The organism is Bacillus sp. AFS073361 (genome assembly GCF_002567005.1).
Lineage (GTDB): Bacteria > Bacillota > Bacilli > Bacillales > Cytobacillaceae > Neobacillus.
This window is the reverse complement of the sequence record NZ_NUZU01000039.1, coordinates 129,880-155,274: the sequence shown is the minus strand read 5'-3', so window position 1 is coordinate 155,274 and position 25,395 is coordinate 129,880. Positions and strand designations below refer to the sequence as shown.

General features: G+C 39.0%; 20 protein-coding genes and 1 riboswitch. Of the genes, 17 read left to right on the top strand and 3 right to left on the bottom strand.

Going from position 1 to position 25,395, the window contains the following annotated elements; translation table 11 throughout:
* Positions 1-9: 9 nt before the first annotated feature.
* From COJ96_RS21130 to recQ, 3 genes are all read left to right on the top strand, one after another.
* Positions 10-1,167: a thiolase family protein gene (locus COJ96_RS21130; RefSeq protein WP_098575766.1), complete on the top strand. Its 1,158-nt coding sequence runs from the start codon at positions 10-12 to the stop codon at positions 1,165-1,167.
* Between the two features lie 222 nt (positions 1,168-1,389).
* Positions 1,390-2,964 carry a fatty acid--CoA ligase gene (locus COJ96_RS21125; RefSeq protein ID WP_098575765.1) on the top strand — a complete coding sequence of 525 codons (1,575 nt, stop codon included), beginning with the start codon at positions 1,390-1,392 and terminating at the stop codon, positions 2,962-2,964.
* Positions 2,965-3,251: 287 nt separating this feature from the next.
* Positions 3,252-5,384 carry a DNA helicase RecQ gene (gene recQ / locus COJ96_RS21120; RefSeq protein ID WP_098575764.1) on the top strand — a complete coding sequence of 711 codons (2,133 nt, stop codon included), beginning with the start codon at positions 3,252-3,254 and terminating at the stop codon, positions 5,382-5,384.
* 201 nt (positions 5,385-5,585) lie between these two features.
* Here the strand turns inward: recQ and COJ96_RS21115 are convergent, their stop codons facing one another.
* A complete protein-coding gene (locus COJ96_RS21115) occupies positions 5,586-6,386 on the bottom strand; it encodes a formate/nitrite transporter family protein (protein WP_098575763.1) in 801 nt (266 codons plus the stop codon).
* Positions 6,387-6,891: 505 nt separating this feature from the next.
* On the opposite strand from COJ96_RS21115, the gene COJ96_RS21110 reads away from it, so the two are divergent.
* The 3 genes from COJ96_RS21110 to COJ96_RS21100 all read left to right on the top strand — a co-directional run bounded on the left by COJ96_RS21110 (position 6,892) and on the right by COJ96_RS21100 (position 11,079).
* A complete protein-coding gene (locus tag COJ96_RS21110; RefSeq protein ID WP_098575762.1) occupies positions 6,892-8,424 on the top strand; it encodes a recombinase family protein in 1,533 nt (510 codons plus the stop codon).
* Between the two features lie 416 nt (positions 8,425-8,840).
* The gene (yfkAB, locus tag COJ96_RS21105) at positions 8,841-10,025 is read left to right on the top strand and encodes a radical SAM/CxCxxxxC motif protein YfkAB (RefSeq protein WP_098575761.1); all 1,185 of its coding nucleotides are present in this window, start codon (positions 8,841-8,843) and stop codon (positions 10,023-10,025) included.
* 139 nt (positions 10,026-10,164) lie between these two features.
* Positions 10,165-11,079 (top strand): ketopantoate reductase family protein, encoded by a 915-nt coding sequence (locus COJ96_RS21100; RefSeq protein WP_098575760.1) that lies wholly within the window; start codon positions 10,165-10,167, stop codon positions 11,077-11,079.
* A 48-nt stretch (positions 11,080-11,127) separates the two neighbouring features.
* On the opposite strand, the gene COJ96_RS21095 is transcribed toward COJ96_RS21100, so the two are convergent.
* Positions 11,128-12,342: an MFS transporter gene (locus COJ96_RS21095; protein ID WP_098575759.1), complete on the bottom strand. Its 1,215-nt coding sequence runs from the start codon at positions 12,340-12,342 to the stop codon at positions 11,128-11,130.
* Positions 12,343-12,576: 234 nt separating this feature from the next.
* Positions 12,577-12,684, top strand: a riboswitch (SAM riboswitch).
* Between the two features lie 128 nt (positions 12,685-12,812).
* Here COJ96_RS21095 and COJ96_RS21090 point away from each other — a divergent pair.
* The 8 genes from COJ96_RS21090 to COJ96_RS21055 all read left to right on the top strand — a co-directional run bounded on the left by COJ96_RS21090 (position 12,813) and on the right by COJ96_RS21055 (position 21,741).
* Entirely contained in the window at positions 12,813-13,922 is a 1,110-nt protein-coding gene (locus COJ96_RS21090; RefSeq protein ID WP_098575758.1) for a sugar ABC transporter substrate-binding protein, read from the top strand.
* Positions 13,923-13,996: 74 nt separating this feature from the next.
* Complete coding sequence (locus tag COJ96_RS21085; protein WP_098575757.1) at positions 13,997-15,499, top strand: sugar ABC transporter ATP-binding protein; 1,503 nt, start codon at positions 13,997-13,999, stop codon at positions 15,497-15,499.
* A 1-nt stretch (position 15,500) separates the two neighbouring features.
* On the top strand, positions 15,501-16,505 hold the full coding sequence (locus tag COJ96_RS21080; protein WP_098575756.1) for an ABC transporter permease: 1,005 nt from the start codon (positions 15,501-15,503) through the stop codon (positions 16,503-16,505).
* A gap of 209 nt (positions 16,506-16,714) precedes the next feature.
* Positions 16,715-17,704, top strand: coding sequence for an SIS domain-containing protein (locus tag COJ96_RS21075; protein WP_098575755.1), 990 nt, complete (start codon positions 16,715-16,717; stop codon positions 17,702-17,704).
* Between the two features lie 66 nt (positions 17,705-17,770).
* On the top strand, positions 17,771-19,060 hold the full coding sequence (locus COJ96_RS21070) for an ABC transporter substrate-binding protein (RefSeq protein WP_098575754.1): 1,290 nt from the start codon (positions 17,771-17,773) through the stop codon (positions 19,058-19,060).
* A 76-nt stretch (positions 19,061-19,136) separates the two neighbouring features.
* A complete protein-coding gene (locus COJ96_RS21065; RefSeq protein ID WP_098575753.1) occupies positions 19,137-20,018 on the top strand; it encodes a carbohydrate ABC transporter permease in 882 nt (293 codons plus the stop codon).
* Positions 20,011-20,904, top strand: a complete 894-nt coding sequence (locus COJ96_RS21060; protein WP_373561731.1) for a carbohydrate ABC transporter permease — start codon at positions 20,011-20,013, stop codon at positions 20,902-20,904. The genes COJ96_RS21065 and COJ96_RS21060 overlap by 8 nt, the downstream gene beginning before the upstream one ends.
* Positions 20,905-20,919: 15 nt before the next feature.
* Positions 20,920-21,741: a PfkB family carbohydrate kinase gene (locus COJ96_RS21055; RefSeq protein WP_098575752.1), complete on the top strand. Its 822-nt coding sequence runs from the start codon at positions 20,920-20,922 to the stop codon at positions 21,739-21,741.
* Between the two features lie 155 nt (positions 21,742-21,896).
* Here the strand turns inward: COJ96_RS21055 and COJ96_RS21050 are convergent, their stop codons facing one another.
* Positions 21,897-22,625: a GntR family transcriptional regulator gene (locus tag COJ96_RS21050; RefSeq protein WP_098575751.1), complete on the bottom strand. Its 729-nt coding sequence runs from the start codon at positions 22,623-22,625 to the stop codon at positions 21,897-21,899.
* Positions 22,626-22,838: 213 nt separating this feature from the next.
* On the opposite strand from COJ96_RS21050, the gene COJ96_RS21045 reads away from it, so the two are divergent.
* The 3 genes from COJ96_RS21045 (at position 22,839) to COJ96_RS21035 (ending at position 24,995) form a co-directional block, all read left to right on the top strand.
* Positions 22,839-23,600, top strand: a complete 762-nt coding sequence (locus COJ96_RS21045; RefSeq protein ID WP_098575750.1) for a threonine/serine exporter family protein — start codon at positions 22,839-22,841, stop codon at positions 23,598-23,600.
* A 17-nt stretch (positions 23,601-23,617) separates the two neighbouring features.
* Positions 23,618-24,064 carry a threonine/serine exporter family protein gene (locus COJ96_RS21040; protein WP_098575749.1) on the top strand — a complete coding sequence of 149 codons (447 nt, stop codon included), beginning with the start codon at positions 23,618-23,620 and terminating at the stop codon, positions 24,062-24,064.
* A gap of 181 nt (positions 24,065-24,245) precedes the next feature.
* The gene (locus tag COJ96_RS21035) at positions 24,246-24,995 is read left to right on the top strand and encodes a C39 family peptidase (RefSeq protein ID WP_098575748.1); all 750 of its coding nucleotides are present in this window, start codon (positions 24,246-24,248) and stop codon (positions 24,993-24,995) included.
* Positions 24,996-25,395 lie beyond the last annotated feature (400 nt).

Here is a 25,395-nt window from a genome sequence, read left to right as displayed (position 1 = left end):
GAGATTAAGATGCGTGAAGTAGTAATTGTGGAAGGTGTCCGTACACCAGTTGGAAGAAGAAATGGCGTCCTAAAAGATATCCGTCCGGATGATTTGTCAGGGTTGACATTAAAGGAACTAGTTAATCGAGCGGGGATCGACCCAGCGCTTGTAGATGATGTCATTTGGGGATGTGTGACCCAAGCGGGCGAGCAAGCAGGTGACATTGCCAGAGTGGCCGCGTTAATCGCCGGCTTCCCAATTGAAGTCCCGGGAACAACCATTGACCGTCAATGTGGCTCAAGTCAACAGGCCGTACATTTTGCTGCACAAGCAATCTTGGCCGGTGATATGGACGTGGTGATAGCCGGGGGTGTGGAAAGCATGTCGCGTGTTCCAATGGGTTCCAACTACAAAGGGGCTGAGGAGCCTTTTAGTCCTTATTTAAGGTCGAAGTATGAAATGATCCATCAAGGACTATCAGCAGAGCGGATATCAGAAAAATATGGGTTTACTCGTGAGGTACTTGATCAATTTTCCCTCAAAAGCCATCAAAAAGCACTAAAGGCACAGAAAGAGGGGTACTTTTCAAGGGAGATTTTCCCGATTGAGGTAAAGCTTCCAGATGGGACCTCCACCGTTATCAAGGATGATTCTGGTCCGAGAAAAGGAACATCTTTAGAGGCGTTGGCTGGACTTCGTACCTCTTTTAAAGAAGATGGCGTGATTCATGCAGGTAATTCAAGCCAAATAAGTGACGGGGCAGCGGCGGTACTGCTCATGTCTCGTGAGAAAGCAGACGAACTTGGATTGAAACCGCGCTTTCGTGTTCACACACGCGTGGTGGTCGGTTCAGATCCCACTTTGATGCTGACAGGACCGATTCCAGCTACACAAAAGGCACTAGAAAAGTCCGGCTTATCCATTGATGATATTGATGTGTTTGAAGTTAATGAAGCTTTCGCCCCTGTTCCACTTGCTTGGCTGACAGAGACAGGTGCAGACCCTGCGAAACTAAATCCCAATGGCGGTGCGATAGCCCTCGGACATCCATTAGGAGGTAGCGGTGCACGTCTAATGGTGACGATGATGCATGAATTGGAGCGAACTGGCGGGCGCTACGGATTGCAAACTATGTGTGAAGGTCATGGGATGGCCAATGCCACGATTATTGAGCGTTTAGTTTAAGCTTTATGCAGATTCGCTGATAGAACAGGGGAATTCGCCGATTGGAGAGGAAAATTCGCCGATTGACCAGGAAAATTCGCTGATAGACCAGGAAAATTCGCCGATTGACCAGCAAAATTCGCTGATAGACCAGCAAGATTCGCTGATAGACCAGCAAGATTCGCTGATTGACCAGTAAAATAGCTGAAAAACCAAAATAAATTCGGTAACGGAGGCAATTCAATGACGACAACGATTGGTAAAATCTTTGATTTGACGGTGAAAAAGTATCCGAACAAACAAGCTATTTACGATGTTAGGAAAAATGTCCGCTATACGTATAGGGAATGGAGCGAGCAGGTGAATCGACTCGCGAATGCCCTCTTAAAAGAAGGGGTGCAAAAAGGCGAACGTGTCTCTACCTTCATGTTTAATACCGAAGAATTAGGGACAGCTTTTTTCGCTTGTGCAAAAATCGGTGCTATCTTCAATCCGATTAATTTCCGCTTACCGTCAGAAGAAGTTGCCTATATTCTTTCAGATGCTACTCCAAAGGCAGTTATTTTTGAAAAGGCCTTAGAGCCTGTCATATCAGCGATTGCCAATCGCTTTGAGAAAACCTCCTTTTGGTTTATTGATGAACAAGCACCAAAGTACGCACAAAGCTACCAGGAAAAACTGGCCGCCTCTTCATCCGAAGACATTCATGCGGAAGTGAAAGAAACCGATCTTTATGCCTTTATTTATACGAGCGGGACAACGGGAAGGCCAAAAGGAGTCATGCATACCCACCGTAATATGGTCGACCAAAGTGTATTCTGTATTGCATCATGCAAACTTAGAGCAGAAGATGTAGGTCTTGTTACTGCACCGATGTTCCACTGTGCTGAACTACATTGTGCCTTTCTGCCAAGGATTCATGCAGGAGCAAGCAATGTCATTCTGCATCAATTCAACCCAAAAGCAATCCTCCCATTAATTGAAAGAGAAAAAATCACAAAATTCTTTGCAGCACCAACCATGTGGAATATGCTCCTTCAAGAGGACCTAAGTCAGTATGACCTGTCCAGTCTCCAGCTTGGATTATATGGTGCCGCACCCATGGCACCAGCACTTGTTCATGCGCTCCATGACAATCTAGGAATCTCATTGATTCAAGCCTATGGAATGACTGAAATGGGCCCCGCTATCACCTTCCTATCGGAGACTGATCAACTGAGGAAAGCAGGTTCAGCAGGGCAAGCAGCCTTAAGCCATGACATTCGGGTAGTTCGAACAAGAGAAGACGGTCCATCCGATCCTGATGATGTTGTACCAGTCGGTGAAACCGGTGAGATTATTGTGCAAGGACCATGTATGATGGCGGGGTATTTTAACAGGGAAGAAGCGACGGAGAAAGCATTGTATAAAGGATGGTACCATTCCGGAGATATCGGTTTTCTTGATGACGAAGGGTATCTTTATGTCAATGACCGTGTCGATGACATGATTATAAGCGGCGGTGAAAATATATATCCAAGGGAAGTGGAGGACGTTTTACATGCCCACACTGGTGTCCTGGATGTGGCAATTGTTGGCCATCCGAATAACCGCTGGGGCGAGACGGTTACGGCGTTTGTTGTCAAAAAAGATCCAAAGGTCACGGAGCAGGAACTGGATGAATACTGCAAAAACTCAGACCAGCTCGCGAATTATAAACGTCCGCGAAAATATGTATTTTGTGAGGAGTTGCCGCGAAATGCCAGTGGTAAGATAATGAAATTTGTTTTAAGAAAACATTTGGAGGAGCTTTATACTCCAGGCACTACAAATTCGTAAAAGAGGGTCCTTACTAGAGCAGGAATCCATTGCCTGACCACCGCAAAAGACCGAACATAACGAAGAAATTTTGAATAATACCTTGATTTAAAAAGGGTAGACTGACAAGGGGAATTTTGGCAGTCTTTCTTGTTAATAGTGTTAATAGTCAATACAATATAAAAATAGTAATGTATAATACTGGTATAAATGTACTTAAGCGTTATTTTTATGGATAATTGCTTTTTGAAAATCGGAAAGCTAGCAGTATAATAGAGTTAGATTAATAAATGAAAGGAGGAACAAGTTTGTTTGAAAAAGCACTGCCTTTACTAGAGTCCCACTTCGGTTATAGCTCCTTTAGGACAGGCCAAGAGCAGGCCATTCGGTCCGTTTTATCTGGCAATAATACAATTACTGTCATGCCAACCGGTGGTGGGAAATCCATTTGTTATCAGATTCCTGCACTTGTTTTACCGGGTACCACGATTGTTATTTCCCCACTAATTTCTTTAATGAAGGACCAGGTAGATGCCCTCATTCAAGTTGGTATTCCCGCGACATTTATCAATAGCTCTTTAAGTTACGGAGAAGCAAATAAGCGCATGCAAGAAGCCGTTCAAGGAAGATACAAGCTATTATATCTCGCACCTGAACGATTGGAATCACATGATTTCCTTGAAGACCTATACAGCATGGATATACCATTGGTTGCAGTGGACGAGGCCCACTGTATCTCGCAATGGGGCCATGATTTCCGTCCAAGCTACCGCCATATTCAAGAGTTAATTAATAGCCTTCCACAAAGACCCATAGTATTAGCTCTTACTGCTACAGCCACACCAAAGGTTCGAGAAGATATTTGCGATTTATTAGGCATTAATGAAGAGAATACGATTATTACAGGATTTGAGCGGGAAAATTTATCTTTTACGGTTATTAAGGGTCAAGATCGGGATAAGTTTATTAAAGACTATCTAAAAAGGAATGATAAAGAAGCAGGCATTATCTATGCAGCCACCCGCAAGAATGTCGATCAACTCTATGAACGACTTATAAAAGCGAATATAAAAGCTGCACGTTATCATGCTGGGATGGGTGATGTGGAGCGGAACCGGGAGCAGGAACGTTTCTTAGCAGATGATGCAACGGTGATGGTTGCGACCTCTGCATTTGGTATGGGGATCGACAAATCCAATATCCGCTATGTGATCCACTTCCAGCAGCCCAAAAACATGGAGAGTTATTATCAAGAAGCAGGCCGTGCCGGCAGGGATGGATTGAAGAGCGAATGTATTCTTCTCCATTCCTCACAAGATGTGCAAATACAACGTTTTTTGATTGATCAGTCCAGTGATCGAAGCCGAATGACTCAAGAATTAGAAAAACTTCAGCTAATGGTTGATTATTGCCATACAGAAAACTGCCTGCAGGAATTTATTTTAAAGTACTTTGGTGAAACAGAGACAGAGCCTTGCGGCAGATGCGGAAACTGCCTAGATACTAGGACAAGCATCGATGTAACGAAGGAAGCACAAATGGTGATGTCCTGCGTGATTCGTATGGGGCAGCGTTTTGGAAAGACAATCACGGCCCAAGTATTAACGGGGTCGAAAAATAAAAAGGTAACTGAGATGAATTTCGACAGGCTGCCAACCTATGGAATCATGAAGGATAGAAGCTCAAAGGATGTCAGTGACTTCATTGAATTTTTGATATCACAGGAGTTAATAGCAATCGAACAAGGGCAATTTCCAACCTTGTTCGTCTCACCAAAAGGAAAAGATATCCTCTTAGGTAAGCAGCAGGTCCATCGCCGCGAAACTGTTCAAGTGAAACAGGTAGCCAAAGATGACCCATTATTTGAGGTATTAAGAGAGGTACGGAAGCAAATTGCGGAAACTGAGAAAGTACCGCCGTTCGTGATTTTTTCTGATGCTTCCTTAAAGGATATGTGTGCGAGGCTGCCAAAAACGACGGAAGAATTTTTACAGGTGAGCGGCGTAGGGGAACTGAAGTTAAAAAAATATGGTCTAGAATTTATTCAAGCGATCCGGTCCTTCTCCGAAACCAATTCAGACTATCAGAGTGAATTGGCAAATGTTGAAAAAGCCCCAAAGAAACCTGCCAAGAAAACTGGGGTAACTGATTCGCATTTGGAAACATTAAAACTGCATCAGGAAAATTTATCAATTGAGAAGATTGCCGAGAAGCGTGATTTAGCGGTAAGCACGGTAGAAAATCATCTGCTTCAAAGTGCACAACATGGTTTAGAGGTTGATTTTACGAAGTATATACCTCCCGAATATATGCCGCTTTTGGAAAAGGCATTGGCAGAAGCCGGCCGAGAACGCTTAAAACCGATCAAGGACCTGCTTCCAGAGGAAGTAAGTTATTTTATGATTAAAGCCTATGTATATTTTATTAGCAAAAAGAAATAAGAAAAGGCACACATCAATGAATTTCACCTGATGTGTGCTTTTTAAATGTGCTTAAGATGTACTTATTAAGATGGTGATTACAATTGTTTTTATTTTTAGAATATTCATAATAGTTGTCGATTACTCTCTGATCTTGTTGATATTTCCCCGGGAATTTGTCGATATCCATCTTAAAATAAAGCGAACAGGGCTTATTGAAGCTTAGCTGCCCTGTTCTTTGTCGTAATCATCTAAAAATGGCTTGTTTGCATAATAGTACATCATGGCCATAAAAACAGCGCCTCCAATCATATTCCCAATCGTGACAGGTACTAAATTGTGGATGACACCGCCCCAAGAAATAGTTCCAGGATGATTTAAAACTAAGGCAATTGCAAACGTACACATATTAGCGATGCTGTGTTCATATCCAGAAATAAAGAAACAAAAGACAAACAGCATCATCGTAAACATCTTCGGTCCATCCCCCTTCAAGCCCATAGGCAGAAAGAAGGCCATACAGACAAGCCAATTACAGAGAATCGCCCGAAAAAATAACTCCGTCGTTGGGACCTGCATTTTTATCTCGACAACATGAAGTAAAAAGCCGTTAACTTCTGAACTTTCATAAAGTCCTGTTGTAAAAATAATGAAAGCAAACACGGCAGCTCCAAGAATATTTCCTCCGTAACTGCAAAACCAAAGCTTAAAGACATCTGTCCAGTTCATCTTCTTACGAAGCGCGGCATAGGTGTAATAAAAGGTATTTCCTGTAAACAAATCTCCACCGCCATAGGCAATTAAAATGATCGCTGCCCCAAAGGTTAGTGCTGCCATCGGATAAGCGAGAGGGTTATCCACAATATAGAAGAAGTTTCCTGTTTTAAAGGCTACAATGACACCAAAACCAATAAACATACTTGCAAGCATCGCACGTAAAATATAGCGAAGTATGCTTTGCCGAAAGATTTTCATCTTTTTAAGGGCAAGTTTCTCTGCTTCTCCTAAAGGCTGCATTTCCATATTGATATTCCCACCAATCCGATTAAATAATATCCGTTTATTTTTTATCGAAAAGGGGGGAGTTATGTATTTATAGGGAAATTTTTCATCAAACAAGCTTAGAATAATTATATTTTTTTATTCATAAACTTTTGCAATGGTTGAAAATAGCAAAAACATCCGGAAATCAGCTATAATAGAGAGGTTTTTTGAAGACTGATTTTAAGGAGATATTATGTCGACATTGAAAAAAATTACCCCTTCATATGATCCATGGGAAGCCTATTTTTCGATCAATAGGAATAGATAATAGCTGGGAAATGGTACTAGCAGGGGTGATGGTATCTGCTGAAACGATGCTTACCAACGCAAACTTCTAAAATTAGAAAAAATCCATCGTAAGACTGTCAATGAAATACTATGTCAGAGATATGAAATTCACTCCACGTATCTAAAGTTATAAATCTTACTCCTTACCAAAATACTGTTATAATTACGTATATAAGGTATAGAGGGGGAACGCAAAGTGAAAACTGAGACTCCAAAAAAACTAGTAGCAATCTATGTTAGGAAATCAAGGTTAAAAGATGCAGCCGCTATCGAGATTGAAAAACAGACCGAGCTATTAACCAATTATGCAGCAGCAAACAATATGGACTATGAAGTATTTTCCGAGGAAGGAAGCTCAGAGGATTGGAACAGACCCGAATTACAGCGCATGCTACGAGAGCTAAAGTGTAACATATACGACGGAGTGCTAGTTACCGACCAAGACCGACTCACGAGAGATAGAACAGACTTCGGGATATTCGTACGCTTTATGAGGGCTGAGGGCTTAATGTTATTTACGCTAAACAAGGCCTATAATTTCTTAAATGACGACGACCTTTTCTTATCGGGCATACAATCGGAAATGGATAATCACTTTTTGCTTATGACCAAGCGTAAACTACGTAGAGGACGTATACAAGCAATAAAAACGGGCGTTTGGTTTGGTATAGCTCCGTACGGATACAACAAAGACTCTACTACTAAGAAGCTCGTACCTAATACGAAAGAATCCAATGTTGTAAAATCAATTTTCGATATGTACGTAAATAAGGGCATGAACCAAGCCGAGATTTGCGAACAGTTAACTTTAATTGGACAAATGACGAGAAAGCAAGGGAAGAAAGAGGACCGCCCTTTCACAATTAGAGCTATATCGCTAATCCTAGGTAACGTAGCGTACAGAGGTATCGTTCACTATGAGCTTGAAGGCGTAGAGCCTATTCACGTAATAGACGCACATGCAGCTATTATAGACGAGAATACATTTAATAAAGCGCAGGTAATAAGAGAGCAAAATAGGAAAGTGCCACAGACTTTACATAGGGGCGTATATGCTCTCTCGGGGCTGCTTGTGTGTCCTAAATGCGGACAGACACTATCTTTTTGTATGAAGTATAATAAGCGCTCAGCTAGAAATACGCTCAATAAGGCCGAGCGAGAGCTATACGTATTAAATTGCTATGCGTCCAAGTCACAGAAAACTAAGAGCGAGACTGCTGTACGCTGCTCTAATAACGGCGTAAAAGCCAGTAGGATAGAAGACGCACTCTTTCAACAGCTACGGATACAGTTAGAAAAGATAGACGAGGAAATAGAAGTAGTACTTTCCGGAGCTAATAGGTTCATAGACTCAGTAGAATCGAAGCAACAAGTACTAGATAACCGATTTGCGCAGCTAGAAGAGCAAAAGAAGTGTGTACAGAACGGGCATAGAATGGGGATCTATTCGGACTATGAAGCTATAAGCGAAATTAAAGCTATTAGAGTTAAGCAGTTATTAGTAACGCAAGAGCTAAGAAACATGGAGGGAGCAAGTGTAAAAGCCGAAGTAGACCGTAAGAAACAGACCAAGCGCAAAATAGAGCAGATACTTTCGATGGATACTACAGACCTAGTTAAGACAAATAAACTACTTCACGAAGTTATCCACAAGGTTTATTACTGGAAGGAGCGCAGTGACAGTAACGGCGAGAAGTCTTTCGAGATACTAATAGAATTAAAAGAATAGTCAGCTAATGCATGCTTTATTGATGACACGTGAAACAACTGATAACAATATAATAATTATGCGTAGGAGAAGACAAGGATATAAACGAACAAAGACGACTATATAAAGAGAATACCCCCACTTTAATAGTATAAAACATGTACTCTATCGGCCCATTTCCCAACAAACCTAACAAAGATAAATGTAAATTTATATCTAAAAACTGCATTTTTTTACCACGCTTTCACCTCTTTTGAGTATTACTTACACTTCCTTTTTCTTCAATATCAAGGGATATCTATATAAAGCTATTGCTTCCTTATTGTCTAAAAGGATGAGAGATTTATTACAATCTGTGTATAAAGATGTTTTGTATTGACATAAGTTATTCTAACTGCTCATAATAATAAGTTATGAATAAGATAGGAGTAATTGATATGAATAGACAAGTAACCAAACCTAAAAGCACTCCCCAAAATGATGCATGGGAGGCTTATCTAGATGTAGAGAAGTATGGAAAAACAACTCTATCAAGTATAGAATTTACTACCACTCATCTCTGTAATATGAGATGTGCTCACTGTGCTGTGGGGCATACTCTTGTAACTAAGGACTCTGAGGCATTACCTCTAGAGCTTTTACTACAAAGATTAGATGAGGTTTCTACATTGAGGACTATGAGCATTACAGGTGGAGAGCCTATGATGTCCTTAAAGTCAGTAGAAAACTATGTACTGCCTTTATTAAAATATGCTAATGAGAGAGGCATTTATACTCAGATAAACTCTAACCTAACATTAGACTTAGACAGATATAAGCTCATAGCTCCTTATTTAGATGTATTACATATCTCTCATAATTGGGTAACAGAAGATGAGTTTATAGATACAGGCTTTGCTATGATGGAAAGAAAGCCTACTAGGGAACAGAGGAAAGCATTGTTTGACAGGATGATAAGTAACTCAAAGGCTCTATCTGATATGGGAGTTTTAGTATCTGCTGAGACAATGTTAAATAACAGGACAGTACCTCACATAGAAAAAATACATAAGCAGGTTGTTGAGGAGATGGGATGCAAAAGGCATGAGATTCACCCTATGTATGACAGTGGATTTGCTGGTATGACTGCATCATCCGGGATGCAAGATTCATTACTTTCCATGTACCCAAGTGACTTTGCTAGCAATCTTGAAACCTTATCACTAAGTGAAATTCGAGAAGCAATACATCACTTACTGGATGTAAGAGATGAGAAGGTCTGGATGTTGTTTGGGACGCTTCCATTTTATGCTTGCAGCGATATTCAAGAGGATCAAGCTCTTTTACAACGTTTGTATAAAAGTAAAAATGTTACCGTCAGAAATGACCCGGATGGTCGTTCGCGATTGAATGTGAATATTTTTAACGGTGATATTATTGTGACAGATTTCGGTGATACCCCGCCATTAGGCAATATCCAAACTACCAATCTATTAAATGCTTATCAAGTATGGCAAGAATCCTCTGTAGCCAAGGAATTAAGTTGTCATTGCCCAGCGGTCAAATGTCTTGGTCCCAATATTTTGGTGAAGAATAGTTATTATCAAGAGGTAGACTTCACCATTCAAAAAAATAAAATATAAGAAACTAAAAAAAGGATTGTAAAGTCATTTGCCTTTACGGTTCTTTTTTTTTTATTGATAAATCTATTAAAAGTAATTTTATTCCATTAAAATTTCCCTTATACTAAATTTATTGATATTTGCATTTGGGGGGATTTTCATGAAAATTTTAGTAGTGGGTGCTGGTGCAGTAGGCGGGTATTTTGGTGGAAGGCTGTTAGAAAAAGGCGAAGATGTTACGTTTTTAGTGCGAGAAGGAAGAAAAAAGCAGCTAGACGAAATGGGACTTGTAATTGAGAGCATTCATGGCAACGTCACTCTTCATCCGAAAACAATTATAACAGGTGAAGAAGCCGGTCCCTTTGATGTCATCCTGCTTTCAACAAAAGCTTATCATTTGGAAGGAGCGATAGATAGTTTTCGTCCATACGTTGGTAAAGAAACACTCATACTGCCATTGTTAAACGGAATTGTTCATTTTAATAAATTAGCAGAAGAGTTCGATGAAGAGAACATCATTGGTGGTTTATGTTTTATTGAATCCACATTGGACCGTGATGGACATGTTATTCAGTCAAGTCAAGCCCAGAGGTTATTGTTTGGTGAACGATCTGGAGAAAGATCCGAGCGAATATTAAAAATGGAGGATTGCTTTTCTGGAACGAAAGCAGACATTCGATTAAGTGATAATATAAATCAAGAGTTATGGCATAAATATTTATTTATCTCGACGATGTCAGGGATTACGACATTAATGAGAGCGCCAATTGGTCCTATCCGAGATGATGAAAATGGACGTGGGGTCATAACGCAGGTATTAAAAGAGTTAGTGTCTATTATGAAAAGAATAAATGCGCCAATTGCTGATGAAATTGAAACCATTCAAATGAAACAGATTGAAAATTTGGGCTATCAAATGAAATCTTCCATGCAGAGAGACATGGAAAAAAAACTCTCAGTTGAAGCCGATCATTTGCATGGCTATTTACTAGAAATTGCACGTAACGAAGGAATTGTTGTTCCTGTATTAGAAGCAATCTATGCTAATTTAAAAGTTTACGAGCGGATGTTATAGCGTACAAAAGGCCCTGGACAAGGGCCTTTTGTACATTTAGTCATAGGACTAAATCGTGTGTTTGACTAGTTTCGGATGGCGATGCATGGAAACAAACAGGATGATCCCACTTAGTATCAATAATGCACTGGTGCAGATAAAAACTGCTGAGAATCCAAAGTATCCAGAGATAAATCCACCCAGCATTGGTCCGATGATATTTCCTAGAAATCTTAAACTCGTATTGTAGCCGAGAACTTCGCCTTGCATGGTAAGCGGTGCTTCCTGGCGAATGTAGGCAACCCTGACAGGAATAATTCCACCAATCGTGACACCAAGCGCAATGCGGATGATAACAAGTTGCCAAAAATTAGTGACCGCTGCACCTGGCAGGTAGACGATCCCTGCTAGAAAAAGAAGAATGATTAGGATTTTAATATAGCCATACTTATCGGCAATCTTTCCCCAATTACGTGACATTAATAAATTGCCAAGTCCAGCAGCAGAAAAGGCAATTCCTGAATAAAAGGCAACATTTGCCGGTCCGTGCAGGTCGCTAACGAATAACGATAAAATTGGCTGGATGCTGAAATGGGCGACCTGGACAAGGGCAGAGATAAGCAATACGGTTAATAAAACTGGATTACGAATAATATGATTAGCCACTTCTCTGCTTGAATAATGGGCCTTTGTTCCTTTTTTAGCTTCCATCATAAATTCCTTTGTGGTAATGACAAGCAGAGCAGAAATGAAAATGGAAATGGACGTCCATTTAAAGGTAGTAGAATAGCCAAGTGAATCTGCAAGTATTCCACCCAGCATCGGTCCTAATAAGGATCCGGTAATACTGCCTGTTTGTAAGGTTCCAAGCACTCGTCCAGCAATCTCCTGTGGTGTTTGCGTAGAAATAAAAGCCTGCGACATCGGAATAAAACCCGAAAAGAACCCCATGCAAAAACGGAGAAGCAGCAGCTGCCAAACAGAATGGACATAGCCCATGAGAAAAATCGATAATCCCATCCCTAATCCGCAAATGATAAGGATTTTTTTTCGTCCATAGCGATCACCTATTCGACCCCAAATTGGCGAGAAGGCGAAGGCGGAAACAAACGTAATCGCGAATGTGATTCCTGACCAATGTTGAACATATTTTTCTGAAAAGTCTCCAAATGTCTCAATGTACAACGAGATAAACGGCATAACCATCGTCATACTACCGGCAACAAAGAAGTTGGCAAACCACATGATGATTAAATTACGTTTTGCACGTTTCTCTTGAGTCATTATAAATAACACTTCTTTCTGAAATATATTTCGGTTTTCTAAATATTATCATACCGAAATTTCTGATAATGATAAAGGAATATCCTATCAATTAAGTTGGGAAAAATCATTGCTAATATTCAGTGACCTTGCCAGATAGAGAAAAATAACTTTATTAAAAATATTCAAAACACTATTGACAACTTGGTAATAGGAGACTAAAATCAAATTTATTACTTAACAGAATAATACGTTCTCTTATCAAGAGTGGCAGAGGGACTGGCCCGATGACGCCCAGCAACCGTTCCATATGGAATTGGTGCTAAATCCTGCAAAACAATTTTTTGTTTTGAAAGATAAGAGAGGAGTAGTCCTTTAATTTGTGATGAAACCTCTCTTTTCTGGAGAGGTTTTTTTATTTTAATAAAAACCAACTTCTCCAATAGGAGTAATAGATTATTGATAAGAATCAAAAAGGGGGAGTTTTTAAAATGAAAAGAAATATCTTAAAAAGTACGCTTGTATCAGCTTTGGCTGCCACCCTTTTACTGACTGGCTGTGCTTCAGGGGAAGAAACCAAACAAGCTAGCGGTAAAAAGGTTACGCTTGAAGGTGTACCAGAAAAGTTTACGAATGGGGATCAACTAAAAATTAAGGTAATTCGTAAAATTGGCGGAGACGATCATACTGCTCAATTCTTAGCTGGTGCTAAAGAAGAGGGAGAAGCCCTAGGCTTTAAAGTGGATGTGTTTACAGCAAATGGTGACACGGCAAAGTTCCATGATGCCATTAATCAAGCGTTAGACCAAGATTATGATGGATTTATCATTTCTCATGGTGATGATGAAGCGACTGTTAATGATGTAAAAAAGATTGTTGAAAAAGGAAAAAGTGTTGTTACATTTGATTCCAATCCGAATATTGCGAATGTCGAAGGAGTAACACTAACTTCCCAGGATGATGAAGCGTTAGCAACATTGGCCCTCGACCAACTTGTAAAGAATACAAATGGTAAAGCGAATATTGCCTACCTATGGGTTGACGGTTTTCCTGCAATGGTTAGACGTAACAAGGTTTATCAAGATGTGCTTTCAAAAAACCCTGGAATTAAAGAAGTGGAACGCTTTGGTGTAGCAGCTGCAGATACTAGTGTTCAAACGCAGAATGCGGTTGCAGCGATGTTAAATAAATATCCTAAAGGAAAACTGGATGCCATTTTTGCTACGTGGGATGCTTTCGCAATTGGTGCAGCGCGTGCGCTGAAAGAAGCTGGCCGTGAAGAGGTAAAAATCTATGGAATTGATGTTTCCAATGCGGATCTTCAAGAAATACAAAGAAAAGGCAGTGCATGGACCAGTACAGCAGCGGTCGATCCTAAACTAATTGGTGCTGTGGATATGAGAATCCTTGCGAAGAAACTTGCAGGTGAAGAAACACCTCAGACCTTTGACTTAGAAGCATCACTAGTTTCACAAGATACCCTTCAAAAGTCTAAAGATCCTGTAAACATGGTAAACCTTGCAAAAATTATCCCAGGCTGGGGGCAATCGACTGCATTTGAAGAGGATTGGATTAAGACTTTAAAGAACCATTATAAATAATTCTCGGTTAACAACTAGACACACTCTCTTTTTCAATAGATGAAGAGAGTGTTTGCTTACGGAGGTGGAATTTAATGAGCGCAACATTGGAGATGAAGAACATCTCGATAGAATTCCCGGGAGTGAAGGCACTGAATCAAGTTGATTTTTCAATGAAAACTGGAGAAATCCAAGCCTTGATTGGGGCAAATGGCGCAGGGAAATCAACATTAATGAAGGTTCTCTCCGGTGCATATGACCACTATACTGGTGAAGTCCAATTAGATGGGCGAGATCTAAAGATTCGCTCTCCGAAAAATGCACAGGACGCGGGAATACAAATCGTTTATCAAGAGGTAGATACTGCACTCATTCCTTATTTAACAGTTGCTGAAAATATTTTACTGCTCGATACCGTCCACAACATGGGGAAAAAGCAATGGATGAAATGGAAGAACCTTCATCAAAAAGCAGCGGAAATATTAGCGAGTATGAATATTTCCCTTTCAACGAAGACTCTTGTCAGTGAGTTATCACTAGCGGAAAAACAAATGATATTAATCGCAAGGGCTGTTTCAAATCAATGTAAGTTTCTTATCCTAGATGAACCGACTGCACCCTTGAGTCATACCGAAACGACCGAATTATTTAGGATTGTTCGAGATTTAAAGGAAAAAGATGTTGGTGTGATCTTTATTTCCCATCGCTTGCCAGAGATTTTTGAAATCTGTGATGAAGTGACCGTCATGAGGAACGGTGAATTGGTTGCAAAAAAGAAGATTGTAGATACCACCTCTGATAAAGTGGTGGAGTATATGTTGGGCCAAAAATTGGAGGAACAGTTCCCGGTTAAGAACAATCAGATTGGAAACACGATCCTAGAAGTAAAAGGCTTATCTGACCATGGAAAAATAAAGGATTTACATATTCATGTAAAAGCAGGAGAAATCATTGGAATTGCTGGGCTGGTCGGTGCTGGAAAAACAGAATTGTGCAAAGCGTTATTTGGTTCCGAAAAACTTACGGCAGGAGAGGTCATTCTTAATGGGCACACATTAAAATTAAAAAGCCCCTATGATGCAGTCAAGAAGGGTATTGCTCTAGTTCCGGAAGAACGGAGAAAAGAAGGAATTCTTGTACTGGAATCTGTTGAAACCAATTTAACTGCGGCGAATTTAGGTGATTTCACAAAGGTGTTTAGCTTTTTAAATCGTAAAAAGGAAAAAGAGATAGCTAAGCAATTGGTCCGCCGGCTAGGTATTAAAACACCATCAGAAGAAACAAAAGTTCAGAATCTCTCCGGAGGTAACCAGCAGAAGGTGGCAATTGGAAAATGGCTAGTAGCTGAGGCTGATGTGTATATTTTTGATGAACCCACTAAAGGTGTCGATGTGGGAGCAAAGAAGGATATCTTTGAGTTAATTAACGAGTTGGCCAACAGAGGCAAAGCGATTATTTATGCTTCTTCCGAACTTTCGGAGATTATTGGGATTACCGATCGAGTGTATGTTTTATATGACGGAAAGTCTGTTAAGGAAGTTGAAACAAATCTAACCAACGAAGAAGAATTATTATTTTATTCAACAGGGGGCAGATAGAATGGAAGCAAATATCGCAGCAAAGAAGCAGGAAGCCCCTGCCAAAAAAGTATTTGAGATATTTCAATTTTTATATAAGTATGGAACGATTATTACGATTCTTGCACTTATTATTATCTTTTCGGCTGCCAATCCTACCTTTATTCAAGGCAGCAATATAATCAATATCTTGCGTTCCATCTCGATTGTAACGATCATCGCCATCGGGATTACAATTTCTTTGTCAGTCGATGGTTTTGATTTATCAGTAGGATCGGTCGCCTCCTTATCAAATGCGATTGTTATTTCGATGTTTGTTTGGTTTTCGCAAAACACACTGGTAGCAATCATATCTGCAATTGCGGCATCCCTAGTTGTAGGTGCATTAAACTCATTTATGATTGTGAAGTTAAGAGTTCCAGACATGCTGATGACGCTGGCAACTATGTTCATCATCCAAGGGACGGCACTGACCTATACAAAAGGAGCAACGGTTTCACAAAATATGGTTATGCCTGATGGTTCGATGGCGGCAGGTCTAATCAGTCCATTTTTTACAAAAATCGGCGAAGTTCCATGGATTATCATTATTATGGCTGTTACTGTGATTCTTGTGCATATCTTTTTGAATTATACAAAGCATGGCCGCTATATGTATGTGATTGGTGGAAATAAGGAAGCGGCCAGATTATCAGGGATTCCAGTCAATAAATATAAAGTGGCTGCGTATTTACTTTCGGCTTTGTTTGCGGCTATTGGCGGGATTGTATTGGCCTCAAGGGTGTTGACATCAGAAATTAACTCTGGTGCTCCTTACTTAATGGACTCAGTGGCTGCCGCATATATCGGCTTTTCTGTCCTGGGAGCGGGAAAGGCCAATGCGTTTGGAACATTTGTTGGAGCAGTCCTAATTGGAATCCTGCAAAATGGACTCGTCATGATGTCGGTCCCGTATTATGCGATGGACATTGTAAAAGGAACCGTCTTGGCCTTTGCACTAGCGATTACTTATTATAAGCAAAAATAACTAATAGAGAATTTGAAGCCTATTCACATTGTGGATGGGTTTTTTTTGTCGGAAAATGTCGTTTCATTTTTCTGAAAATTCCATTGACGAGAGTCTGAAGATATAGTAATTTATATATAACAATATATAACGTTATATAAAGTTGTATGTTGTTTAAAGAGTTTATTGGTGTTCATTCACTAAAATATTTTATCAGGGAGGCAACAAAAATGACGACTGAATTAGTAGTTGACGTTAAAAATCAAGTGCAACAAGCTTTAACAGAGGTGGAAAAAAGAGAGATTACAAACGTATTTTTTGTAGCATGCGGAGGCTCTTCTGCAATCATGTATCCAAGCAAGTATGTCATTGACCGTGAAGCGAAAGTTCTTGATTCCCACCTGTATAGTGCAAATGAATTCATCCATCGCAATCATGCGAAACTTGGAAGCGGTTCCTTGGTTATCCTGTGCTCTCATTCAGGTACCACACCAGAAACAGTGGAGGCAGCAAAATTTGCTAGGTCAAAAGGGGCATTGGCTGTTTCTTTAACAAATGAGGAAGGATCACCATTGGCACAAGCTTCAGATGTCGTATTGAAGTATCAATGGGGCGAAAAAGCAAACGCTTTTACCACTAATTATTCGGTACTATATCAACTAGTATTTGGTGTACTAAAAGTCGTTGAAAATAATGAAAAAGCTAGTATAGTAGAAGAAAGTCTTGAGAATTTACAGAATGTTTATGAAAAAGCGGCAGCTCTCTATCAATCGAAAGCTGAAGCATTTGGAAAAGATTATAAAGATGAAAAAATTATCTATACAATGGCCAGCGGTGTAAACTACGGTGTTGCCTACTCTTATGCGATTTGTATCCTGATGGAAATGCAATGGGTTCATTCACACGCTATCCATGCAGGAGAGTACTTCCATGGACCATTCGAGATTATTGATGAAGAAACACCATTCATTATCTTACTTGGATTAGATGAAACAAGACCATTAGAAGAAAGAGCACTAGAATTCTCTAAGCGTTATGGAAAGAAATTGGTTGTCCTTGATGCAAAAGACTTTGATTTCACAGGAGTGGCAGAGGAAGTTCAAGGATATATTGCACCGTTAGTCTTAAATTATGTTTTAAGAAAATATGCGGATCAGTTGGCTGAAGCCCGAAACCATCCGCTATCAAAAAGAAGATATATGTGGACTGTTGAATACTAATCAAATTGAAATAACAAATATTCTGCATAAATCATAGAAACGGATCTCTTCTGGAGGGGAAGCTTAATGAAGAAGTTATTGATTTTAAGTATTATTTCTATCCTTTTTCTATCCTTTTTTGCTGGCTGTTCTAAGAGTTCTAGTTCAACGAATGGAAAAGATGTCGTCGAGCTTAAATTCTTCCACCGCTGGCCGAATCAACCTAAAAAGCAATACTTCGAAAAGGCAGTAAAAGAGTTTGAGAATGCACATCCAAACATTAAAATTAAAACAGAAGCCGTTTTAAACGATTCTTATAAAGAAAAGATTCGTGTCGTTTTAGGATCAAGCACCCCTCCAGATGTTTACTTTTCTTGGAGTGGAGAATTTGCTTATAACTTTGCACGTCAAGGACAATCGCTTGATTTAACTAACTATGTTAATGAGGATAAGGCGTGGTCGGATCAAATCATCGCTTCCCAGTTCAATGCCTTCACCCTAGATGGTAAAATTTATGGGATTCCATGGTCCACTGATGGTAAAGCATTCTTTTATAATAAGAAAATTTTCAAAGATTTAAATCTAGAAGTTCCGACAACTTGGTCCAAACTCCTTGATGTCTCTAAAAAGGTAAAGGCCGCTGGATTGACTCCAATCACTTTTGGTAGTAAAGCACCTTGGACGATTTCCCATTATATTGGAACATTGAATCAATTAATGGTACCGCAGGAGGTTATTGATAAAGATTATGATCCAAAAAATCCTGAGGGTGACTTCTCACACCCAGGATACGTAAAGGCTTTAGAAAAGTTCATGGAGCTTAAACCTTACTTCAATAAAGGAGTAAACTCTGTAGACCATGAATATTCACGTGAGTTATTTAATAGTGGTAAAGCAGCAATTGGATTCTTCCAACTTGCAGAAATTGGGTTAATTGAACCATCATTAAAAGAAGATTTAGGTGTATTTAATGTACCAGGCGTAGAAGGCGGAGAAGGAAATGCTAACTCCATCACAGCAGCACCAGAAGGAATTATGATTTCTTCTAAAACAAAGCATCCGAAAGAAGCCATGGAATTTGTTAAATTCTTAACTTCAAAGGAAAAAGGTACAGAACAATTAAAAGAAGTTAGTGAATACAGTGCAGTGAAAGGAACAACAACTGAAGCGAATGCATCTAAACTTCAACAAGAAGCGATCAATTTAATTGTTAATGCTGAGCAAACGTATTTATGGTTTGATACAGCAGTAGATATTAAAATCGTCGATGCTTATTTAAATGGGACTCAGCTAATGTTAGACGGAAAGAAAAGTCCAGAAGATGTAATGAAAGATGTCAGAGCAGCAGCAAACGAAGTGAAGGCGTCTGCAAAATAATAGGAAGCCAGAAAGGTGGTTGAAAAATTGACCACCTTTTTTCCAAAGATACGCCTTTTAAAAAAGGGGAGTTATTATGCAAAATACAAACAAGTGGTTACCATACCTTTATATTGCACCTTGCTTAATCTTTTTGGCCCTTTTTGTTTACTATCCGATTGTTGAAAACTTTTTTTATAGTTTCTATGATTTCTCAGCTTTTTCAGTAGAAAAGACTTTTGTTGGATTCGAAAATTTCCTTAATCTTTTTAAAGATGAAGTTTTTTATATAGCGTTAAAAAATAATCTTTGGTATGCATTGATTTCTATTATATTTCAAGTGTTTGGCGGATTGATTCTAGCAGCGATCCTTGAAGATAAACTGATCCGGCTCGTAAGTGGATTGTTTCGGACCGTATTTTTCCTTCCAGTTGTCATATCAATGACGGTTATCGCGTTACTGTTCACATTTGTTTATAATCCGGATATCGGAATCTTAAATGGGCTATTAAATATGTTAGGTCTTGAAAATTTAACAAGAGCTTGGCTGGGAGAATCTGAAACGGCGATTTTCGCTGTGATCGCTGTATCTCAATGGCAAAGTATTGGTTACATTATGATGTTATTTATTGTTGCCATTCAAAATATCCCTCAAGAATTGTATGAGGCCGCTGATATTGATGGAGCTGGTAAAATCAGAAAATTCTTTTCAATTACTGTTCCTCAAGTAAAAGAGATGTTCTTTGTTACTACACTAATTACGTTAACAGGTGCTTTCACGGTGTTTAATGAGCCGTATATTTTGACGGGCGGTGGACCTGGTAATTCAAGTGAAGTTTTAGGAACATTACTCTATCATTCCGCATTTGGAAAAGACCAAATGGGTTATGCATCGGCTGTGGCTACCGTGATTTTGATTATTACCTTAATTGTATCCTTGGTTCAGTTGAAAGTATTCAAAACAGGAAAGGATGTTTAGAGTGGAGACAAGCAAAGTAATGGACTACCATCATTCGATTCCAATTACATCTAAATATAGGAAGCAAAAGAATGTTGTTAAAGGACTGCCAATCTTTACAATCCTGATTCTGTATTTTGTGGTTATAGCTTATCCGCTTTTTTGGATGGTAATTAACTCATTTAAATCAACTTCAGAGATCTTCTCCAGCAGTTGGGCACTACCTAAGGAATGGATGTTTTCTAATTATACAGAGGCATGGAACACAGGGATATCTGGCTATTTTGTTAATAGTTTAATTGTTACAGCTACTACCTGCTTTCTAACAGTATTAATTAGTGCACTTGGCGCTTATAGTTTATCGAGGTTTGAATTTAAAGGGAAGAATATCCTGTTAGTGATCTGTATGGGCGGAATGATGCTCTCCCCGCAAGTAAGTTTAGTACCTCTATACAAACTCATTCAATTATTAGGAATTCATGATACGTATTTTGCGATGATCTTTCCCTATGTAGCCTATCGCATTCCAATTACGATCCTTCTGATCCGTGCTGCTTTTCTTGAGGTACCTAAAGAGCTGGAAGAATCCGCCTTTCTGGATGGATGTAATACATGGTCCATTTTCACAAAAATCTTTGTTCCTTTAAATAAGCCAATTCTACTTACGGCGGTTGTGCTAACCGCGTATTATACCTGGAATGAGTTTATGTTTGTCTTAATTTTTGTGGATTCTGATGCGCTGAAAACCATTCCTGCAGGATTGATGCAATTCCGAGATGCGCTTCAAACCAATTGGGGAGTTCTGATGGCAGGCTTAATGATTTCCGCTTTGCCTATTATTCTCTTATTTATGTTCATGCAGAAGTATTTTATTCGAGGGTTATCATCAGGTAGTGTGAAAGGATAAGGAGGAGAGGAAATAATGAAGATTATTGGAATAGGTGATAGTGTTGTTGACATTTATCAGGATCGGAACGAAATGTTTCCTGGTGGAAATGCTTTAAATGTTGCCGTTTTAGCCAAACAAAGTGGAGCGGAGGCCGCTGCTTATATTGGGATAATTGGAACGGATGTTGAAGGTGACCATATCTTAGATTCTTTAACCAAGAACTTAGTAGATACCAGTTATGTGAGAAGAGCGGTTGGTGAAAGTGGGAAGGCGTATGTTGACCTAAATGTGGATGGAGACCGAATCTTTGTCAAATCCAATAAAGGTGGTGTACAAGCTAAACTCAAGCTGAATTTAGCGGAGGATGACTATGAATATATTAAATCGTTTGATTTAGTACATACAAGTCTATACAGTCATTTAGATGAAGAATTACCTCTTCTTAAACTGCATTTACCTATTTCTTATGATTTCTCTAATCATTTTACAAATGAATTATTAGAAAAGGTTTGCCCGCATATCCAATTTGCATTTATTTCAGGAAGTGATTTTACAGAGGTTGAACTAGAAGAGTTCTTTCTTAAAATACATGGAATGGGAACCCCGTTTATCATAATCACCAGAGGTTCAAAAGGTGTAATTATGTCCCATAATAACAAACGTTACCAACAGGGAATTGAAGAAGCAAATGTTATTGATACATTAGGTGCAGGGGATTCGTTCATCGCTGGTTTTTTAACTAATTACTTTAATGGGGTGTCCATTAAAGAATCCTTAAAGGCAGCTGCACAAATTGCTGCTAGAACATGTGAAGTAAATGGAGCATTTGGACATGGAAAACAGTTAACTTTTTAGGCTGAAAAAGGAATGCTTGGGATTTGGTTAAAGCCCAAGCATTCCTTTTAATTTTTTAGCTGTGTTAAAGCTTATTGTTTATTTTGGCACCCTGTTGATTGGAGCGAAGTGCCTGGAGCAGAAATCAACAGGCCAGTTTAACAGAGCCAATTTTTTTAGGTAGTGATTGTGAGTGCTATCATATTTGTTGGAGTCTTGAAATTTGAAGTATGTATCGGGACTCCAGTTTCATCGAAAACAGTCTTATCAATATTGAATAATGTCTCCCCGATTTCACAGTCCAGATATTCTGCCTCCAATACAGAAGCTGGTATAACCGTAATAATTTTTTTGCTGGAACCAGATTTAATATTGATATGGTAAATATTTTTCAAAACTTCATATGTTGATTCATGTTCAGTGAAGTGTGTCATTAAGTTTGGAAAGCGTTCTAAAGAGTAATGAGCTATATCAAGTACAAATGGCTGTTGATCAATCGACATGATCCTGACCAACCTTAAAACAGGAGAATCAATGCTGATTTGTAGTGCTTTGGCAATTTCCGGAGTTGCTTTCAGCTCTTCGCAAGCAAGAATTCGCTTGGATGGATTTTTTCCAATTTGTTTACTGAAATCAGTGAATCCATCAATAGAAACCAATTCCCTTGTGATTTTGGTTCTTGTTACAAAAGTTCCCTTGCCTTGCTTTCGCTCTAAAAAACCTTCATCAGCTAAATCTTGAATCGCTCTTCTTACGGTAATTCGGCTGACACCATACAAATCGCATAATTCCGATTCATTAGGCAGTCTATCTCCTGATTTATATTCCCCTTGATCAATGGCTTCCTTCAGAATTTGTTTTAACTGGTCATATAAAGGTGTTGAACTAGAGTTGTTTAATTTCATTTTGTAAAATTCCTTTCAAGCAAATAGGTCATTATATAATATTATATAATGAATCCATGCTAAGTGTATAGTGGAGAATTGAAACATTTATCATATTTATAAGGTTTTGGATAATTTCGTTCTATATAGCTAAAAGGTTTGGTTCAGTTAATTTTGATTAAACGATTATTTTCATTTAAACTAAGTAAAAATGTAAAAGTGTGTGTGGTGGAAATGGGAAATCAGATAGAACAAACATATGAAATTATGGAGGTCTGTTTACTGGCGGGGAAAATCATGCTCCAAAGCGGCGCCGAAACTTATCGTGTCGAGGATACTATGATGCGAATGGCGGCTGCCTTTGGTATTGAACATACGCATAGTTATGTAACCCCAACGGGAATCATTTTTTCAGCAGAGGGGGCTGAACCGACGAAAACCAAGTTGATTCGAATCTCTGAGCGGTCAACAGACTTAAAAAAAGTCTCGATAGTAAATAGCATATCAAGAAGAATTAGCAGTGGTGAAATAAATTTGAAAGAAGCTTGGGAGCAGTTAAGGGAAGTTGATTCTCTCAATGTAACCTTTCCATTTATGATTCAAGTGGCTGCCGCCTCATTAGCAAGCGGTTGTTTTATGATCATGTTTGAAGGCGGGTGGAATGATTTTATTCCTTCGATGATTTCAGGAGGAATGGGTTACCTTAGTTTCGTCAATTTTCATCGATTTGTCCCGATCAAGTTCTTCTCGGAGTTTTTAGCATCGTTTGTGATTGGATTACTTTCTTTTTTGTTTGTCCAATTGGGAGTTGGTCAACAATTAGATAAAATCATTATCGGCTCTGTGATGTCATTAGTTCCAGGTCTCCTAGTTACCAATGCCATCCGAGATTTAATGGCGGGTCATCTAGTTTCGGGGTTATCAAAGGGTGCGGAAGCATTTCTGACCGCGTTTGCGATTGGAGCAGGGATTGCCGTCGTATTATCTTTTTTGTGAAGTGAGGTGAATTTACCATGGCTGTTCTTGCACAAGCAATCACCAGTTTTATTGCAACAGGCGCCTTTGGGATTCTTTTTAATGCCCCGAAGGAATCACTAATAAAGTGCGGGCTGATCGGAATGGGTGGATGGTTAATTTATTTTCTTCTAGAAGACTACTCAGATAACGCCATTTTAGCTACATTAGCTGCGACTATTTTTATAGCTGTACTCAGTCAGGAATTAGCAAAGTTTTATAAAACGCCAGTAATCATTTTTAGTGTAGCTGGAATTATTCCGCTCGTACCTGGAGGTCTGGCTTATGATGCGATGCGGAATTTTGTGGAGAATGATTATTACTCAGCGATTACATTGGCTGCAAAAGTTTTCATGCTTGCAGGGGCAATCGCCTTCGGATTAGTTTTCTCTGAGGTAATTAATCAAATAACGAAAAAATTTAGACAGCATAGGGTGAAAGCCTAAATAAATTCCCTTTTAGTTATAAACTAAAGGGGATTTTATTTAAGAAAAAATTAAGATTCAATGGATATCATAAATTGGAAAATGTTTTCCTTTCTTGCGTTGAACTATTTTAGTAGGTAATATAATAGTATATTACAAGAATCACCAGCAAAGACTAATACAAGGAATGGTACATTCATTTATGAAAAAAATTGTAATTTCTTTAATCGTTGTCTGCATCATAGTGATTAGTGGCATAACGATATTTAAGGTAAAGTTTGACCGTCCAGCCATAGCACAAGTTACCCAGGCTGCATCATTAAAAACAAGGACACTAGCACTCTTTGCCAAAGAGGCTCCGAAAGTGCCTGATAGTATCCAACTGGATGTGCCGTTAATCAATCAAATGGACGCACCGAAACTATATAATGGCTGTGAAATAACCAGTTTGGCGATGATTCTTAACTATCACGGAATACAAGTGACAAAAAATGAGTTAGCTAATAGGGTTAAAACTGTCCCATTAACTTATAGTAACGGGAAAAAGGGGAATCCTAATGCAGGGTTTGTCGGCGATATGGCGAATGGTCCAGGACTAGGGGTTTATAATGGTCCCGTTTTTGACGTTGCGCAGAAATACGTTGGTGATCGGGCAGTTAATTTAACTAATCATTCATTTGATGAAGTTTTAGAAGAAGTAGGTCAAGGGTTACCAGTCTGGATTATCACGACATCAAGCTTTGCACCTGTGTCTGTTTTTCAGACATGGCATACTCCGCAGGGGAAAATCAATATAACCTTTAGTGAGCATAGTGTTGTAATTACGGGATACGATGAAAAGTATATTTATATTAACAATCCGTATGGGGAAAAAAATCAGAAATTAAATCGAACGAGTTTTATTAAAGCTTGGGAGCAAATGGGGAAACAAGCGATTGTTATCAAAAAATAAGGGCCTGATTTGGAATTAGGTCTTTTTTCATGGACTTTTTATTAAAATGGTCGAAGGCAGAGGAATGAATATCCCTCTGCCTTCTTTGTTGAATTCATTAAAGAATTCTTATCGTAACTTGTGATTGGTTGCACTTCATGTTGTCAACATCGCAAGTAAAAACTTATATAATAATCATTGTTTATAAAAACAAGTTTGCCGCGGTTATTTTTCCACCTGAAGGTTTTATACCTAAACGACGTAAGCCCTACCTCTCTTACATCCTAACGGCTCCGAAGCCGATCCAGTGTGAATAAGTTTTTATTTAAAAACATAAGCAGAATGCCAGAAAAAAATTCTTACTTTGCGTTATCAAATAAATTACAAGTTACATAAATGTGAAGCACAAATATTTATATTA